The organism is Lentibacillus salicampi, from assembly GCF_004565465.1.
Taxonomy (GTDB): Bacteria; Bacillota; Bacilli; order Bacillales; family Amphibacillaceae; genus Lentibacillus; species Lentibacillus salicampi.
On sequence record NZ_SRHY01000033.1, the window covers coordinates 1 to 16,503 of the forward strand.

The window sequence follows — 16,503 nt, forward strand, 5'->3', positions numbered from 1 at the left end:
ATGACGAATTCCGTTTGTACCTTGAAAAATTAATAAGAAATTCATTCGCAATCGCAGGGATAAACTGGCTGGCAAGGTTATGTAAAAAAGTATTGCCAACTTATGTACTTTTCACTTGCCAAACACAACAGTTACATCTTCTTTATTGTATGGTACTACAAACTCAATTCCTTTAATCGTAACTGTGAACTCATCTTCCGAATTTATAGCCGGACTTGCTGCAAAACTCGTAGGTGCAAACAGTGAGGCTACCATAATTACAACGCCTAAAATTGTCAACAACTTTTTCATCATTCAATTTCTCCTCCCCAAATATTATATTATACTAAGAATTTGTCCTAGTATGAAAATTATAAAATAAAAACGTGATAAAAGTAAATATGTTCTTGAAAAAAAGGTAAAATATACCTATTTGGTTTGGTTCGAATTGACTATATATCTACAAATCTAAGTATCTTTCTATTTCTGTATTTTATATTTTCAGTATGCAGTTACAGATAATTGAATGTAAACTAAAAATAAAAGAATACCATTAAAACGGCATCTATTTACGGCGATTTATTAATATACTTCTATATAAAACTTAATAATAAAAATCTTCTCACATAAAAATCTTGACATGCTAAAATTTATATCTGATAATAAATGGTAAAATAATAAGGAGTATAAGGAGTGAATTATGATGACTGATAGTCAATTCAATTCAATTAGGGATGCGATACGAAACGTAGGCGGAGAATATACAACAGAATTTGAGAGTCATTTGAATCTATTGAAGGAATTAAATGGCACTTTATTTGTTTCTAACATCATATTGGGAGTGATTGCAATGGTTTTGATCATACATACGATTATCTATATTAAAAGTAAATAGTATGATAGTATGTTTCGATACCAAAAAGGATTGTTTGCATTCTTTTAATATTGGAGCGGTTATGTATAGTTAGCTATAGGCACTACGGCAAAAGTCCCTTCCCACTTAAGGCGCCGTTCTTCCTCACGATGATCCTTCACTTTATTGAGTATATTCATGTTATTCCTCCATCCAGTGGCTGATTAATACAGCCTATGCATGGAGACTTTTTAAGATACCGTCTCCCGGTAAAATTATTCACGCAATTGCGCATGAATTGGAGGAGTCCTTTTTTACGTCATCTTAGGTTCAGCTGAAATAGTATTGAATGATAGAGAGTGGGTTTACACACTATTATGGCAGGAATGATCGGCTTCATAGTTACCCAAAAAAAAGCAGTTAAAAGAATGATCTTTTAACTGCTTCTATCTTTATTTTTCGGTTTATATTCCCTTTGGATTCCTTTAAATATCGCAACAACCATAATCAGGAGGATCACTGTAAATGGCAATGCTGCAGTTAGCGAGGCGGTCTGCAATGCGTTTAACCCGCCTGTAAATAATAATACAAGCGCGATTGCTGTAATAAAGACACCCCAAATGACTTTCGTTATCAATGCCGGATTTAGACTCCCTTTGGATGTCATGCTGCCTAAAATATAACTGGCCGAATCGGCAGATGTTACCATGAATGTAAAAATAAGCAAGATCGATATAATTGATAGGATGTCTGTAAACGGAACTACACCCAAGGCTTCAAACAAAGCAACCGTGACGTCTTCATTGACAGCTTCAGCGATTTGCGTTCCATTATTTAAATCACTATAGACTGCCGTTCCGCCAAACACGGCAATCCAAACACAGGCAATTGCTGGTGGAACGATCATCACACCGCCGATAAATTCACGGATGGTTCTGCCCCTGGACACCCGTGCGACAAATGCGCCGACAAATGGCGACCAGGCAATGGCCCATGCCCAATAGAATATGGTCCACTGATCAACCCATTCATTGCCTGTATATGGTGTCAGGCGCAAACTGTACTGTACGAAACTGGAAATATAATCACCCATTCCGAGAACGAAGGTGTTTAAAATAAACACGGTTGGTCCCAGGAAAAATACGATGACCATAATGAGCAATGCCAGCCCCAGATTCACATTACTCAGCCACTTGATGCCTTTATCCAGGCCTGTGATCGTAGAGGTCAGGTATGCTGCCAGCATGACAAGCGCTATAATGACTTGGACCCCAATATGATTGGGTATGCCGAATACGGAGGACAACCCGCCGTTCAGCTGAATAAATGATAGGCCGACGGTTGTCGCAACACCCATTACGGTAGCGATGACAGCCAAAATATTAACCACATTCGCTACACCTTTGTTTTTTCCGACGACAGGTTCAATGGCAACGGAGACTAATCCCCTTCTTTTTTCTCTGAATTGAATAAAGGCAATCGCTAAACCGGCAATCGCAAAGACGGCCCACTGGCTGATGCCCCAGTGAAAAAAGGAATAGCCCATTGCGACCCTTGCTGCTTCCTCTGTCTGCGCTTCCAGATCGGGGAATGGCGTAAAAAAAAGTGACTCATCGGCTCGGCAACACTCCAGAATACAAGCGATACCCCAAAGCCGGCGGAAAACAGCATCCCAATCCATGTAAAAAAGGATATTCAGGACGTGAATCAGAAGCTCCTAATCGCGTTTTCCCATGTTTGCTGATGGAAATGCTGACAAGGAACACGATGATAATAAATACGGCCAGTAAATACAACCACCCGAAGTTAACCGTTGTAAAATCAAAAAGTGTTTGTGCGACTGTGCCAAACTGTTCCGGCATAAATGCGCCGATGATCACCAGTAACCCTACAATAATGGCGGAAATAAAAAATACCGGATTCATATACGTTTCTTTTTTCTTCATAAACGTTCCTTTCCATTCTGAATTTTGATCTTGCTTTTTCTATGTAGCACCGATGAAGAGAAACAAAAATCCTTAAGATTACTTTACCCCAACCGAAACATCTTAAACTTTATCATAGAACAATCGGGTTCGTCGACATGATGCCTCCCATTGAATTCCACTAATTTTTGGACTCATAATTCTTGAGCTTTGGCAAAAACTATTGAAAGTAAATCTGACAAAGGATGGATGCGAATGAACGTCGCAGAATTACTCGTCAAATGTTTAGAGCGGGAAGGTGTCGAATACGTCTTTGGCGTACCCGGGGAAGAAAATATCGATCTGATGGATGCGTTTTCTGATTCCGATATCGACTTTATCGTCACACATCACGAAACGAGCGCCGCCTTTATGGCCGCTACATACGGCCGCCTAACAGGGGATCCCGGTGTCTGCCTCGCGACACTTGGACCGGGTGCCACGAACCTGATGACCGGTGTTGCCAACGCCAATATGGACCACGCGCCGCTTGTCGCCATCACCGGCCAGGCAGGTCTTGACCGGCATCATAAAATTTCCCATCAGTATTATGACCTGATTAATATGTATGAGCCGGTGACCAAGTGGAATGCCCAGATCAAATCAGGGGAAATCACGCCGGAAGTGGTCCGCAAAGCGTTTCAGGTCGCTGGCCAGGAAAAGTGGGGAGCGACACATATCGATCTACCAGAAAATGTCGCGAGTTTAGAGATCGATGAGACAACACCGCTCATGACGAATGAACGTCCGCATACGAAAGCACATGAGGGGGTAATCGAACAGGCTGTCAACATGATTGAACAGGCGGAAAACCCGCTCATTCTTGCCGGTAATGGCATCAGCCGGCAGCAGGCGACTGAAGAGTTCCGGACGTTCGTGCAAAAAGTGCATATTCCTGTGGTCCATTCGTTCATGGGCAAAGGCGCTCTTTCCTGGGAAGATAATCTGAGTCTTCTCACAGCAGGCATCGGCGGCAATGATTATATTACGTGCGGTTTTAACAAAGCCGACCTCATTTTGACGGTTGGATTTGATATGGCGGAATACCCGCCGAAAAACTGGAACCGGAGTAACACGCCGATCATTCACATGGACACCGAAGAGGCTGAAACAGACGCCAATTATCCGGCAGCCCTCAATGTTTTGGGTGATATCTCGGAGAATTTGCGGCAGCTGGGCCAAAACATCCAAAACGCAAACCGCGATGCCAAGTGGGCAGCCAACATCAGAGAACAGGCACTTAATGAATTGGAATCGTTTCGCGATGACGCTCATTTTCCGGTGAAGCCACAAAAGATCATATCCGATTTGCGCGCCGTTTTAAATGAAGACGATATCGCCATATCGGATGTCGGCGCCCATAAAATGTGGATGGCTCGCATGTATCACACGTATCAGCCGAATACCTGTCTGATTTCCAATGGGCTTGCCTCAATGGGGGTTGCTGTGCCAAGTGCAATTGCCGCAAAAATGGTCCATCCGGAGCGCCATGTTGTCGCTGTTTGTGGTGATGGTTCATTTCAGATGACCGGTGCTGAACTGGAAACGGCCAAACGGCTTGAGCTGCCAATCATTGTACTGATGTGGCGCGATGGTGGTTACGGGCTGATTGAATGGCATCAGGTAAAGAAATTTGACCGGGCATCGTATATCAAATTCGGCAACCCGGATTACCAACAACTTGCTGGATCGTACGGATTTGAGGTGATGACCATCACCAAAACAGACGAATTAAAATCAGCGTTGGAAAAGGCCGTCGCCATGAATAAACCGGTCTTTATCGACTGTCCGGTTGATTACAGCGAAAATATGAAATTAACCGAAAAACTCGGCAATATTATTTGCTGACATTTCGAAAGGAGGCCATCTGCCATGATAGGATCAATTATTAATGGTAAAGAGATAAATACAAGCAATGAATCAGTTGATGTAAAAAACCCGTATAACGGGGAGACAGTAGAGGAAATTGCACTGGCATCGGATGATGAATTTGAGAGTGCTGTCTCCAGTGCGTTTGATACCTTTCATGAAACGATGAAAGACATGCCGGCACATAAGCGTTCAGACATATTACGCAAAACGGCTGATTTAATGGAAGAACGGGCGGATGATTTTGCTGAAACCATTATGAAAGAGGCCGGCAAACCGATTTTTTTTAGTCGCGGTGAGGTACAACGCGCAATCCAAGTGCTCCGCTTCGCCTCTGAGGAAGCGAAACATATCGCAGGTGAAGTAATCCCAATGGATGCAGCGGTCGACGGGGACGGACGCCTCGGACTGGTTAAACACATCCCACTCGGCGTTGTCGCAGCTATCACCCCATTCAACTTTCCATTGAACTTGTCCCTGCATAAACTTGCACCGGCCATTGCAGCAGGGAATACCATTGTGTTCAAGCCTGCTGAAAAAACACCAGTGTCCGCACACAAATTGGCGAAACTATTTCATGAAGCCGGGCTGCCGGATGGGGCACTTAACCTGTTGATGGGAACAGGGGAAATTGGCGAAAAGCTGGTTGCTCATGAAAAAATACACAAAATATCATTTACCGGAAGTCTGCCAGTCGGACGATCCATTAAAGAATCAGCCGGGTTTAAAAAAGTCACGCTTGAACTGGGTTCCAATTCACCCAATATCGTTTTTGATGATGCCAGTCTTAATGAAGCCGTCAAGCTGCTCGTCAAAGGAGCATTTTCATTTTCCGGGCAGGTTTGTATTTCCGCACAGCGCGTTTATGTGCAAAAAGGCATTTATGATGACTTCCTGAAAGCATACATCAAAGCAACGGAAGACCTGACCATTGGCAACCCGGCATCCGAAAAAACAGATATCGGTCCGATGATCAGTGAAGAGGAAGCCAAGCGGGCCAAACAATGGATTGATGACGCGGTCGAAAATGGCGCCAAGGTCACAACAGGCGGCGAGCGGGAAGGTACCGTGTTAAAGCCGACCATCATGACCAATGTTGAAAGCAACATGAAGATAATTGCCGAAGAAGTCTTTGCCCCAATCGTATCGGTCATTCCGTTTGACACGGAAGAAGAAGTGGTGGGTTACTCAAATGATTCCATTTACGGTTTACAGGCGGGTGTATTCACCAAAGATGTTGACCGGGCCTTCCGGGTGGCTGACCAACTGGAAATGGGCGGTGTCTGGATTAATGAAATCTCCACTTACCGGCAGGACAACCACCCGTATGGCGGCGTTAAACAAAGCGGCGTCGGCCGGGAAGGTGTCAAATATGCCGTCAGTGATATGACCGAAGTGAAATTTATCGGGTTGAAACTGAAAGAGCAGAATGATTAAAAGGGGATTCCGCCCTTTTTCGTGCATAACACCATAAACCTTGCCTGGTTTACCAGCACAGGCGTATTTCATCAGGAATTTTTATTAATGTAAAAAGGCTCCCTTGCTTGGGAGCCTTTTTGCTAGTGTTAAGTGAAAATAAGGTTATTTACTATTGACGCTGAATAACAGCATTCTTCTGTTGAGAAATGCTGCAGTTTAAGAAAAGCGCAAGCGCCCGTTTAGCAACGTACAAACTGGAGCACTTCGCAATGAGATAAAGGAAACACGGTGAGCTGGAAGCGAACCGATGTTGACTTATCGTAGTGAAGGAGTGTGAAGTTTGCTAGTTGCTGGGCGCTGGAGCTGGACATGGCTATTGCTGACAAAGAGCTTCATATAGCCGGAAATTTATACTTTCTTATCTTTTTAAAAAAACTCTCTTTACCTTTCAATTCCACCCCAAGCATTACAATGGTGTTTATGAAATTAAAGTTGTTTACTGTTATTGCGCAAAAGCTCACGATTGTTTAATACAGTTACCTTTTCCAATAAAAATAAGCCCATCTACAATATCATTAGGGCTTTGCTAAGAAGCATTTATTTTTCACCAGGAAATAATATACCGAGGACTATGATGTTATCTTGATCTTTTTCGTAATAAACCCGAAATTTCCTAAAAACGATTCGTGATAGACCTTTATAATCACCAAATTCCTCTATATAGGTCTTTCCAACAAACTCATTTTTTAAGAGTTCCTCAATATCTATAATTAATTTAAAAATGAATTCCAGAGTCTCTTCTGCTGTGAAATGTTCACTCCTAAACTGTAGAAGCTTTTCTCTTACAATTGGAAGCCATATTATATTTTTAGTACCCACTAATCGAAATCCTTTGCAGAAAGTGAATTTAATAACTCTGAAGTTGACATACCTTTTCCTTTTTTATATTCACTTTTGCTTTCCTCAATCATCTGTTTAAGTTGAGGATTTTTTTCTATATCAGATTTAATTGAATTTTCATCCTCTTCCTGTAATACGAGGGTGAACTTTCCCTTCCCTAGGATAGAAAATTGAAAAACTGAATTTTCACGATCCATATTTGCTATGCGACTCATAAGCTCTTCTGAAGATTCAATAAATCCCATAAAATCACCGCCACTTAGTGTTTTCTTTATCATAACACAATATAAGATTTCTGTATTTTAAAAACTCCAAAGTCTGGCTACTTAAGTAAATGAGCTACTGTCTTATTCTACAATCGCGCCCGATCGTATTAGCACTTTTATAATGTAGTAATAATCGGTCTTTCCTTGGTAAGAATAATTGTATGTTCATATTGGGCTACAAAGCTTTCATTGGTTAGAAAAGTCCATCCGTCGTCCTCGGATTGGTAAACTTCCTCTTCAAACGTAGAGACAAAAGGCTCAAAGGCAATTACCATACCGTCTTTTAAGATTTCGTCGTCCCAGCGGTTGTTGAAACCGAAAATATTTGTTGGTTCTTCGTGAAGAGAACGTCCAATACCGTGTCCGGTAAGATTTTTTATAACTGTTAATCCATGTCGTTTCACTGCACTGTGTGCGGCTTTTCCAAGCGCACTTTTTTTTGCACCTGGTTTTGCCTTCTTAAGTCCAGCATTGAATGCTTCTTTAGCAACATCACATATTTTTTGTAATTCTACTTCTCCTTTCCCTACTACAAAGGAAATGCCAGTATCAGCGTAATATCCGTTTTTTGAACCCGAAACATCAATGTTTACTAAGTCTCCTTCATGAATTTTTCGTTTCCTTTTCGGAATCCCATGCGCTACTTCTTTATTTATACTGATGCATGTATACCCAGGAAAATCATATTCTCCTTTTGGGGCAGATTGGGCTCCTGCCTTTTCAAACATCTCTTTTGCAATTTCATCCAGTTCTATTGTGGTTATTCCAGGTTTCGTACTATCGACTAATTCATCTCGAATCGCTCCACAAATTTCACCAATTATTTTCAATCCATCAAAATCCTTTTTAGTCTTTGCAACCATTGATATCCCCGCTTTTAATGTATTTTATATTAGTATTCCATATAGTTTCTAACATAAACGGAACAGGTTTTTCTGCAACAATCTGGCCCGATTGCTTAAGAGTGACAACCGGTTTCAGTATAGAACTTGAATTCAAAGTGAACAACCTTATTTTCCTAAAACACCTAACGCTTGTTTTTTTATCCCGCATGTAATGGACAGTAACCCACCAAACTACGGCGGACAACTGGCCTTAAATGTCCGATTCTGTTTAATTGAAGTTTCACTTTATTGTCTCCCTGAACATTTCAATAAAGCGTTCCGGTGATTGTTTAACGGTATAGACATTGACGCCTTCGCTGGTGTGTAAATACAACAGACCGCCCTTGCCATTAACGGGGCGGTATGACATGTCCCAGACTTTTTCAATAGGAAATGCGTGATGCCTGCTCACAATCCGGTCATTATACAAATAAAGCGTACGGTCATCCTCAACATAATACAGCCCTGTACGTGCAATTTGCCGATCCACTTTGACATACGGCTGTGCAGCAATCAGTTTCACAACAATTCGCCTCCGCGCGCTGCTTTAAAGATTTTCCATGAACACCCTGATCACATCTGCTCCGCCAATGAATGTTCCGATCGAACTGCCGATGTTGGCCAGTACAACAATCAAGAGGATGCGCGTTACTTTATTATGCCAAAAGCCTTTCACACTATGAACATCCTCAGCTAATTGTTCAAAATCACTGACATGCGGTTTGCGGATCATTGCCTGAACAATGCCGGCAAACCAACCTGCTGCAATCAGCGGATTCAATGACGATATCGGGGCAGCGAGAAAAGCGGTCAAAATCGTCAATGGATGTCCCAAAGCAATAGCTGTCCCAAGCGCCGACAAACTGCCATTCCATAAAATCCAGCTGACCGTCTGCTGCCACCCTGCTGCTGGATTTGTCATAAATGTGTACGCGATAATGGCGATGATCAAAATCGGGATCGACCAGCCGATAATCTTCGGTACCTTTGACTTCGGCGGCCGGGCACTGAGTCGTTGTAAATCATGTTCTTGCTTGATCTCTTTCGTAATACCCGGGACGTGCGCTGCACCTAAAACAGCAACCACCTTCTCACCCGGTGCCTTCCTGATTTTTTCGGAAAGGTACTGGTCACGTTCATCGATTAGCGGTTTCTTCAACCGCGGAAAATGTTCGGTAAACTCCTCCAGCATACTATCGAGCATATCTTTTGATTTGAGCTTTTCCAGTTCCTCTTCAGAAATCGTCTCCCGGCTGAAAATGCTGCCGATCACTTGCATCAGGAGCATCGTTTTTCCTTTGAAACCAAGATTGCCCCAGATACGTGAAAAGGTGATTTGGATATCACGGTCAGCCAGCACCAGTTCCGCGTCGATTTCTTTCGCTGATTCAATCCCCTGAATCATCTCCTGGCCGGCGTTGATCCCGAACTGTTTGGCCATGCGCTTCTGGAAAGAGGAAATGGCCAGGTTCATCAGCAGTAAAGTGGCCTTCCGTTCTTTGATAACCTGGAAAATATCCATGTCCTTCCATTTATTACCTTCTGTAACCGACTTGTACCGCTGCTGATCCAGCTCGATACAAACAGCATCCGGTTGTTCTGTATCAATTACGTCCTTAACCTGTTCCGCACTATTTTTGGACACGTGCGCCGTCCCAATCAGTATGTATTCTTTATCATCCAGATGAATTCTCGTCAAATTTTCTTCAGACATATCGTTAGCTCCTGTCATGTACCCTATTAACCATAGACACTATTATACTGCGTGTCCGGCAATATGCCAAATTGAAATGAGCCTGCGTCATTCCATGCAAAAAGCCCGGTGTGAGACCAGGCTTCTCTTATCAGGCCATCCATTTCGGCGGAATATTTTTATCCCAGTAGATATCCCCGATGTCATGATGGCGTTCAAACCCATCACGCTTGACATGATAGTGAAAGTTGAACCAGTAGCCCTCCATGGGGCGGTTTTCGCGTCTGACATCGAACCTTGCAATGTCTTTCCCGGTCCGTTCATCATAAATGTTAAAAATCCGTTCACCCAAACCATCAGATGGCTGCTCGGTGATACTGTAATATTGAAAATCGGTTGTCTCTGTTTCGTCCAAAATCAATTGTAGAGCTTCTTCCATTTTGGGCAAAATGGCAGTCTGGAATTCATCCTCCACTTTGGCTGTAATCCGCGGCCCCATTTTCACCAGGGCCTGTTCCCTGGCTTTGTCACGCAAGCCCTGAATCGGATCAGGCTCTGAAATGTCTGTATACTCATCTGGCAGTTCTGCAGACAGAAACGGGGCTTCACTATCGCCTGTAATGGCTTTCTCATGCAAATCTGAATTAGGATCCGCCGTTTCCTTACTTTGCTCTGCCTCAACATCTATATCCAATTCCGGAATGTATATACCTAATGTGATAACAGCAATCAATGCTACTGCTATTTTCCGCATCCAAAGCTTCATCGTGATTTTCTCCTTCTTGTTTCTTCTCCTTAAATTTTATCATTTATCAGACAAATACGCCACAGGATTTAAAGGTTTTTAGAAAAACTTGCATTCACTTGTCCTTTCGTGAATGAGTAGTTTTACTTATAAGTGCGTGTTCAAAAAGGAGGATGAAAAGGACCGGCAGGCTAAGTTCGCGACGTCAATCGCCAACGCACACTAGCACGTCCTGTGCGTCGAAAGTTCAACGCGGCGCTGTTTCGAGCAGCGGAGAAACAAGCCAACGAAGAAACTCGATGCGCCATTTTCACCGGACTTTTTGAACAGCCTCTATAAGGTCGTCCATAACTTATTCGTTTCGACGTTATAATGAAAATGAAACATGTTTTACACACTTTCTCCACTGAGGTGTACCCCTGCTATCACTCTAAAATCTTATTTAATTCGGCCTCATAGGCTTGATAATCCTTTTCTGAAAATAGCACCATCACCACACTGCCGAAATCATCGTCTTTTAAAAAATCAATGATGGTTTGCAAAGCTGTTTTGGCAGCCAAATCGACCGGAAATCTATACACACCTGTGGAAATTGAAGGGAATGCAATACTGGATGCTTTATTTTTCATTGCAAGCTCAAGAGAGTTCCGGTAACAAGCGGCAAGCTGGGTTTCCTGATCAGCAGCATGTTCGTTCCAAACCGGTCCCACGGTATGAATCACATATTTCGCCGGGAGATGATAGCCGCCCGTGATAACGGCTTCCCCAGTCGGCAAGTGATCGCTATTAAGCTGTTGTTTCCGAACTTGTTTACATTCTGCCAGCAACCCCTGCCCGGCTGCCCGGTGAATCGCACCGTCGACGCCACCACCGCCCATGAGCGTCCCGTTGGCGGCGTTGACAATCGCGTCTGTCTGCTGCTGTATTATGTCACCCGTGATCAGCTCAAGTGTGTTTCCGTTAATACAGGTTTTCATCAAACCATCCTTTCCTGACTTAGTTTCATTTTCGGGTATAACGAAAGGTTTTTCAACATATACCACCGAAATGTTTCGGGGCTCGATCATACGGGAAGTGTCCTGCAAGAAATATCATGACAAAGGAGCATCCTAGCTAATGGAACACATTCTCTTCATCCAGACAGGAAGCGGTATTGATGTTCATGGACAGGATATCACGAAGGCTTCAGTGCGTGCCGTTGAAGATGCTATTTACGCCAACTCAATGCCTGGAATTGAAAAAAGCCTTCCGGATGGAAAGCTTGAGAACATGCAAGTGAACATCCGGCTAGCCGTACCGCTTGACCGGGAAAGGCTAGCTGTTGATCAAATAAGAGACAGCATTCCGTATGGTTCGGTCACCGTGGATGTCACAGATGGCGGTATGGCCACTTCAAGCGGTATCATGCTGGACGACAAACACGATGAAAATGACTTAATGTATATAGTGAACGCTGCCGTTGAAGTCGGTTATTAAAGGTGAATTACAGGCATTTCCCTTCAAAAACCAATCTGCCAGTCAGGTTGGTTTTTTGAGTTCTATAAGCGCATCTGCTATTTCCTCAACTCGTTTTCTTCGCTGTCTAATTGTTCGGGCAGGAGGTTTTTACGTTGTATTAATATCGCGGATCCCAAAAAACTGGGATCCCCTATACATTTTAGAACGCGTGTCCTGCCAATGCGGTAGCAATCGCATCTTCAATCGCTGTATCTGAACTCCCCAAATAATTGTTCAGCATAATGGAAAATACCAGCTTTTCACCATCCCGGGATGTGACATAGCCGGACAACGTTGAAACACCGGTCAATGAGCCGGTCTTGGCAACCACATTGCCCTGTGCCGGTTCCTCGGTCATCCGGTAGCGGAGTGTACCACCAACTAAGCGTTCCGGTGCACCCGCGACAGGCAGGGAGTTTTCAAATGCCGGGAACCAGTCTTCATCCTTTATGGCTGTCAAAAACTGCGACAATTCATTTGCCGGGATCATATTTTTATGCGACATACCTGAACCATCCCGCAAAAGAATGGTATCGGTATCCAATCCCATATCAGTGATAAATGCTTCTGTCACATCAAGGCCGGCATCCCAGCTGCCTTTATCATGGACCACTCTGCCCATTTCTTTCGTCAGCATTTCGGCATGTCCATTATTACTCAGCTTCATAAATGGCATGTACAGTTCTTCAAGCGGCATCGATTGTCGTGAAGCCATGACAGTCGCATCCTCCGGGGCCTTGCCGGTATCGACACTACTGTTGCCGATGAACTTCAGACCATGTTCCTCGAGTGATTTTTTGAAAACATCCACAGCATATCCGGTCGGCTCCCATACCGATACCCATGATCTGGACCGGGCGCCGTCAACTGGTATCGTTCCTTCAACGACAATATCATTTGATCCATGCTCCCGCTCAATGGAAATATCTTTCGTTTCCCCGGCTTTAACGGTTTCCGTGTTATTAACGATCGTGACATAATCATTGGCCGGTGTAACCGTTACGTCCGCCTTTTCACCGGTCTCATCAGCCGGGTGCGCGTCAACAATGACAGTGCCTGCATCATAATCTTCATTCGGTGACAGTGTTAAAGCTGACACCTGGGCGCCCGTATAAAATGGCTCGTCCGACCAATTCAGGTCAAGTGACAGACGCACATCATCATACCATGTGTCGTCACCGATCAGATCACCTTTAATATTTTTGATGCCCATACCTTTCAATTCAGCGGCAAACTGATCGAGATCTTCCTTCATCAGGGTCGGATCACCTTTTCCCTTAAGATACACATCCCCATGAAGGACTTTACCACGCACATCACCATCCGTGAGCACTTCGGTCGTCAATTGGTAGTCTCCGCCCAGCGTTTCCATAGCCGCTGCACCCGACAGCAATTTCATGTTGGACGCTGGATGTAGCCTTAGGTCGCCATTATGTTCATACAACAGTTCCCCGTCGTCCGATGTCCGGACACTGACACTCACACTGGTTCCATCCAGACTGCTGTGACTAAGGATTGCGTCAAGCTTGTCCGAAAGATCCTTATCTTCATTCGTTGCTTGAATCTGCGTTGTTTGCTCCGGTCTTTCTGCCGTTTCTTTGGATGCTGACACAAACGATTGCTCCTGGCTGGTAAACGGAAACAAAACAAGCAATGCCAGCAGGAAAAGGAGAAAACATTTCTTCCCACAACGTCGTACAAACATTTCTTCCTCACACCCTTTATTATTTGTAATATTTCCATTATAATAAAATTTTTTATTGATTTCTCCAATTTTTTAAAAAATCGTTCTTTTTAACTACAATACTTAATATTTAGCCACCAACCAGGAGGTATGGGTTAAAAACATAAAAAGAGGCAGGCCGTAACCTGCCAATTATTATTCCTTGATAGCATTCTCCACATTCAAATAACCTGCGCCGTATACATTCGGGTCCCTATCCGTCCAGAGATCGGCTCCGTTTTTCAAACGGTTTTTCAGCCCATCAGGAGAGGCATTCGGATAAGCCTGTTTCATTAAGGCAACAGCACCCGCACAGATCGGTGTCGCCATGGACGTGCCTGACATTGTGAAATAATCATTCCCGACCTGGCTTGATTTTTGTAATTTATCAAGATAGGAACCCGGGGCACGGAGCGATATAATATCGGCGCCTGGAGCCAATATATCAGGCTTCACCACACCATAAACTGTCGGGCCTCTTCCGGAAAACTCAGCAACCGTGTCATCTTCACGTGTATCTGCTGTATCGTTGTCATCAAGCGCACCAACAGTAATCACCTGATCACTGACACCCGGGCTGGCGATGGTTTGCGGCTCTGGTCCGGAGTTTCCTGCTGCAACACACATGATGATTCCTTCATCCCAGGCCTTTTCGACAGCTTTGACCACGGGATCGTCATCTTCATTGTTATAAGAACCGGGGTCACTTCCAAGCGACATGCTGATGATATCAATCGGATCGTCCGGGTGATCTTCATTATACTGGATGCACCAGTCAACTCCTTGCATAACGGTCTCAAGTGAACCGGACCCCATTCGGTTCAGCACCTTGACACCGATCAGATTCGCCTTGTGGGCAGGCGCGCGGTATTTGCCTGATGAAGCGGATCCATCTCCAGCAGCATCACCTGCACAATGGGTACCATGCCCATTATCATCATACGGATCGGTCCGGTTATTGACCAAATCAGTAAATGCTTTAATCCGGCCGGACAGATCCTGATGTGGGTGGATGCCTGTATCAATAATTGCTATTGAGACGTCTTCTCCTGAGAGTTCTGTATTGTTATAAACGACATCGCTTGCGTTAATCGCATCTGTCGCCACATCCATTAGGGCATGAACTTCCCGGTTCATATAAACCCGCCTGATATGATGGCAATTTGATAACAGATCTTCAAACCCTTTCGGTGTGATATCCACACTGCAGCAAGAGACCCGCGGAAACGCACAGCGAAATTTATGCCGCATGCCTTTCCCCGTTACTCTTCTGACTTCACGAAAGCCGTTGTGATAACACCCCTCCTTAAACTCTATAATTAGTGATAGTTTCCTGAACCGTTTCAGCGAGCCTTCCAGCATCTTGTGCAGAAAACAAGGCGTCCACCTGAACGGTTTATACAAATTCAGTATTTCACCCCGCAGATGTTTATCCATTTTATCTGCATGGGCACGTATCGTTTGGACCATCGAATAGCCAAACATTCTGCCACCACCTTTCACATTTAATCTATGAAAGTGTGGCACTGCAGCAACGGTACACGCACATTCCGAAAGTAAAACAGGCTGATTCAATATATTTGGCAAACTTCAAAATTCTGCTTGATAAGTCCGGCAAAACTGGTAAAATAGTTTTCAACTTGAAAAGGTTGTTCAAAAGGTCCGGTAAACATGACACATCAAACTTCGACGCACAGGACGTGCTAATATCGGCGTTGCGATTGTTGTCGCGAACTTAGCCGATGACAGTTCTTTTTATCCTCCTTTTTGAACACATACTTTAAAACAGGGGGCGCATGATATGTTTTTATTTGAAATTGACGAGGAAATGGCTCTTAAACATCTGGAAATTCACGATGCGGCTCCTTTATTCCAGCTGACGGAGGAATCAAGGGAAACATTGCGACCTTGGTTGGCGTGGGTCGACCTCACCAAAACAGCCGACGATTCCAAGTCGTTTATTGAATCAACTTTGAAGCAATTTGCCGAGCGGAGCGGGCTCACCACTGGGATCTTGTATCATGGTGAACTTGCCGGCGTTGTGGGCTTCAATGACTTCAACTGGAGAAACAGCATCGGTACAATTGGCTATTGGCTCGGCAGCAGTTATGAGGGAAAGGGCATCATGACCCGCGCTGTCAGCGGTCTGATTGATTATGCGTTTAATTCGCTGGAGCTGAATCGCATCGAAATCCGTGCAGCTTCCGGCAATCAAAAAAGTCGGGCCATTCCCGAGCGACTCGGCTTTGAGCAGGAAGGGCAAATCCGCCAGGCGGAATGGCTGTATGACCACTATGTCGACCATGTTGTTTATGGCATACTGGCACAGGAGTGGAATAACCGGAAACAGTAGAAATGCGGGCAGCAACATGCCCGCATTTTCCTATTGATCGCCCGCATAAAGTTCATCGAAATGATGAACCATTTCAAAATCGAGGTCGGTCAGTCCTTTCATCTGCCACGATGAAATTTTCATGGTCACGATTTTGTAGTCAATCGATATGAACGGATGATGGTGTTTGCCTTCAGCGTATTCAGCCACCTTATCAACAAAACGTACCCCATCCAAATAGTCCTTAAAACGATAACGTCGTCCAATCCACTTTTCATCAAGCCGTTTCCAGTCGGGCAGTTTTTCCAGTTCCTTTTCAATCTGTTCTTCACTTAAACGTTCCATGATTCCGCCTCCATTCGTTTATGGTTAGCACGAG

15 protein-coding genes and 1 pseudogene are annotated in these 16,503 nt (G+C 44.1%); 4 read left to right on the forward strand and 12 right to left on the reverse strand.

Going from position 1 to position 16,503, the window contains the following annotated elements; translation table 11 throughout:
- Positions 1–111 precede the first annotated feature (111 nt).
- Both E4U82_RS14775 and E4U82_RS14780 read right to left on the reverse strand, forming a co-directional pair.
- Complete coding sequence (locus E4U82_RS14775) at positions 112–294, reverse strand: hypothetical protein (RefSeq protein ID WP_135110928.1); 183 nt, start codon at positions 292–294, stop codon at positions 112–114.
- 1,070 nt (positions 295–1,364) lie between these two features.
- Positions 1,365–2,778: pseudogene (locus E4U82_RS14780) on the reverse strand (BCCT family transporter); the annotation flags it as partial.
- Between the two features lie 234 nt (positions 2,779–3,012).
- Here E4U82_RS14780 and E4U82_RS14785 point away from each other — a divergent pair.
- Both E4U82_RS14785 and E4U82_RS14790 read left to right on the forward strand, forming a co-directional pair.
- Entirely contained in the window at positions 3,013–4,644 is a 1,632-nt protein-coding gene (locus tag E4U82_RS14785) for an acetolactate synthase large subunit (RefSeq protein ID WP_135110929.1), read from the forward strand.
- A gap of 24 nt (positions 4,645–4,668) precedes the next feature.
- Entirely contained in the window at positions 4,669–6,102 is a 1,434-nt protein-coding gene (locus tag E4U82_RS14790) for an aldehyde dehydrogenase family protein (RefSeq protein ID WP_135110930.1), read from the forward strand.
- Positions 6,103–6,681: 579 nt separating this feature from the next.
- Here the strand turns inward: E4U82_RS14790 and E4U82_RS14795 are convergent.
- From E4U82_RS14795 to E4U82_RS14825, 7 genes are all read right to left on the reverse strand, one after another.
- Complete coding sequence (locus E4U82_RS14795; protein WP_135110931.1) at positions 6,682–6,963, reverse strand: hypothetical protein; 282 nt, start codon at positions 6,961–6,963, stop codon at positions 6,682–6,684.
- Positions 6,963–7,229 carry a hypothetical protein gene (locus tag E4U82_RS14800; RefSeq protein WP_135110932.1) on the reverse strand — a complete coding sequence of 89 codons (267 nt, stop codon included), beginning with the start codon at positions 7,227–7,229 and terminating at the stop codon, positions 6,963–6,965. Before E4U82_RS14800 ends, E4U82_RS14795 begins: the two co-directional genes overlap by 1 nt.
- Before the next feature lie 137 nt (positions 7,230–7,366).
- The gene (gene map, locus E4U82_RS14805; protein ID WP_135110933.1) at positions 7,367–8,113 is read right to left on the reverse strand and encodes a type I methionyl aminopeptidase; all 747 of its coding nucleotides are present in this window, start codon (positions 8,111–8,113) and stop codon (positions 7,367–7,369) included.
- 262 nt (positions 8,114–8,375) lie between these two features.
- On the reverse strand, positions 8,376–8,657 hold the full coding sequence (locus tag E4U82_RS14810) for a hypothetical protein (RefSeq protein WP_135110934.1): 282 nt from the start codon (positions 8,655–8,657) through the stop codon (positions 8,376–8,378).
- A 24-nt stretch (positions 8,658–8,681) separates the two neighbouring features.
- Positions 8,682–9,848 carry a TraB/GumN family protein gene (locus tag E4U82_RS14815; RefSeq protein WP_135110935.1) on the reverse strand — a complete coding sequence of 389 codons (1,167 nt, stop codon included), beginning with the start codon at positions 9,846–9,848 and terminating at the stop codon, positions 8,682–8,684.
- Positions 9,849–9,978: 130 nt separating this feature from the next.
- Positions 9,979–10,593, reverse strand: a complete 615-nt coding sequence (locus tag E4U82_RS14820) for a YpjP family protein (RefSeq protein ID WP_135110936.1) — start codon at positions 10,591–10,593, stop codon at positions 9,979–9,981.
- Between the two features lie 404 nt (positions 10,594–10,997).
- Complete coding sequence (locus tag E4U82_RS14825) at positions 10,998–11,549, reverse strand: O-acetyl-ADP-ribose deacetylase (RefSeq protein ID WP_135110937.1); 552 nt, start codon at positions 11,547–11,549, stop codon at positions 10,998–11,000.
- A gap of 139 nt (positions 11,550–11,688) precedes the next feature.
- On the opposite strand from E4U82_RS14825, the gene E4U82_RS14830 reads away from it, so the two are divergent.
- Positions 11,689–12,048 (forward strand): Lin0512 family protein, encoded by a 360-nt coding sequence (locus E4U82_RS14830; protein ID WP_135110938.1) that lies wholly within the window; start codon positions 11,689–11,691, stop codon positions 12,046–12,048.
- A 181-nt stretch (positions 12,049–12,229) separates the two neighbouring features.
- Here the strand turns inward: E4U82_RS14830 and dacB are convergent, their stop codons facing one another.
- Positions 12,230–13,774, reverse strand: a complete 1,545-nt coding sequence (gene dacB, locus E4U82_RS14835; RefSeq protein WP_135110939.1) for a D-alanyl-D-alanine carboxypeptidase/D-alanyl-D-alanine endopeptidase — start codon at positions 13,772–13,774, stop codon at positions 12,230–12,232.
- 174 nt (positions 13,775–13,948) lie between these two features.
- Positions 13,949–15,277, reverse strand: a complete 1,329-nt coding sequence (locus E4U82_RS14840) for a S8 family peptidase (protein ID WP_135110955.1) — start codon at positions 15,275–15,277, stop codon at positions 13,949–13,951.
- A gap of 316 nt (positions 15,278–15,593) precedes the next feature.
- Between E4U82_RS14840 and E4U82_RS14845 the strand changes: the two genes are divergently transcribed.
- Entirely contained in the window at positions 15,594–16,145 is a 552-nt protein-coding gene (locus tag E4U82_RS14845; RefSeq protein WP_135110940.1) for a GNAT family N-acetyltransferase, read from the forward strand.
- 30 nt (positions 16,146–16,175) lie between these two features.
- Here E4U82_RS14845 and E4U82_RS14850 read toward each other — a convergent pair whose 3' ends face one another.
- Positions 16,176–16,469 (reverse strand): 4a-hydroxytetrahydrobiopterin dehydratase, encoded by a 294-nt coding sequence (locus tag E4U82_RS14850; RefSeq protein WP_135110941.1) that lies wholly within the window; start codon positions 16,467–16,469, stop codon positions 16,176–16,178.
- Positions 16,470–16,503 lie beyond the last annotated feature (34 nt).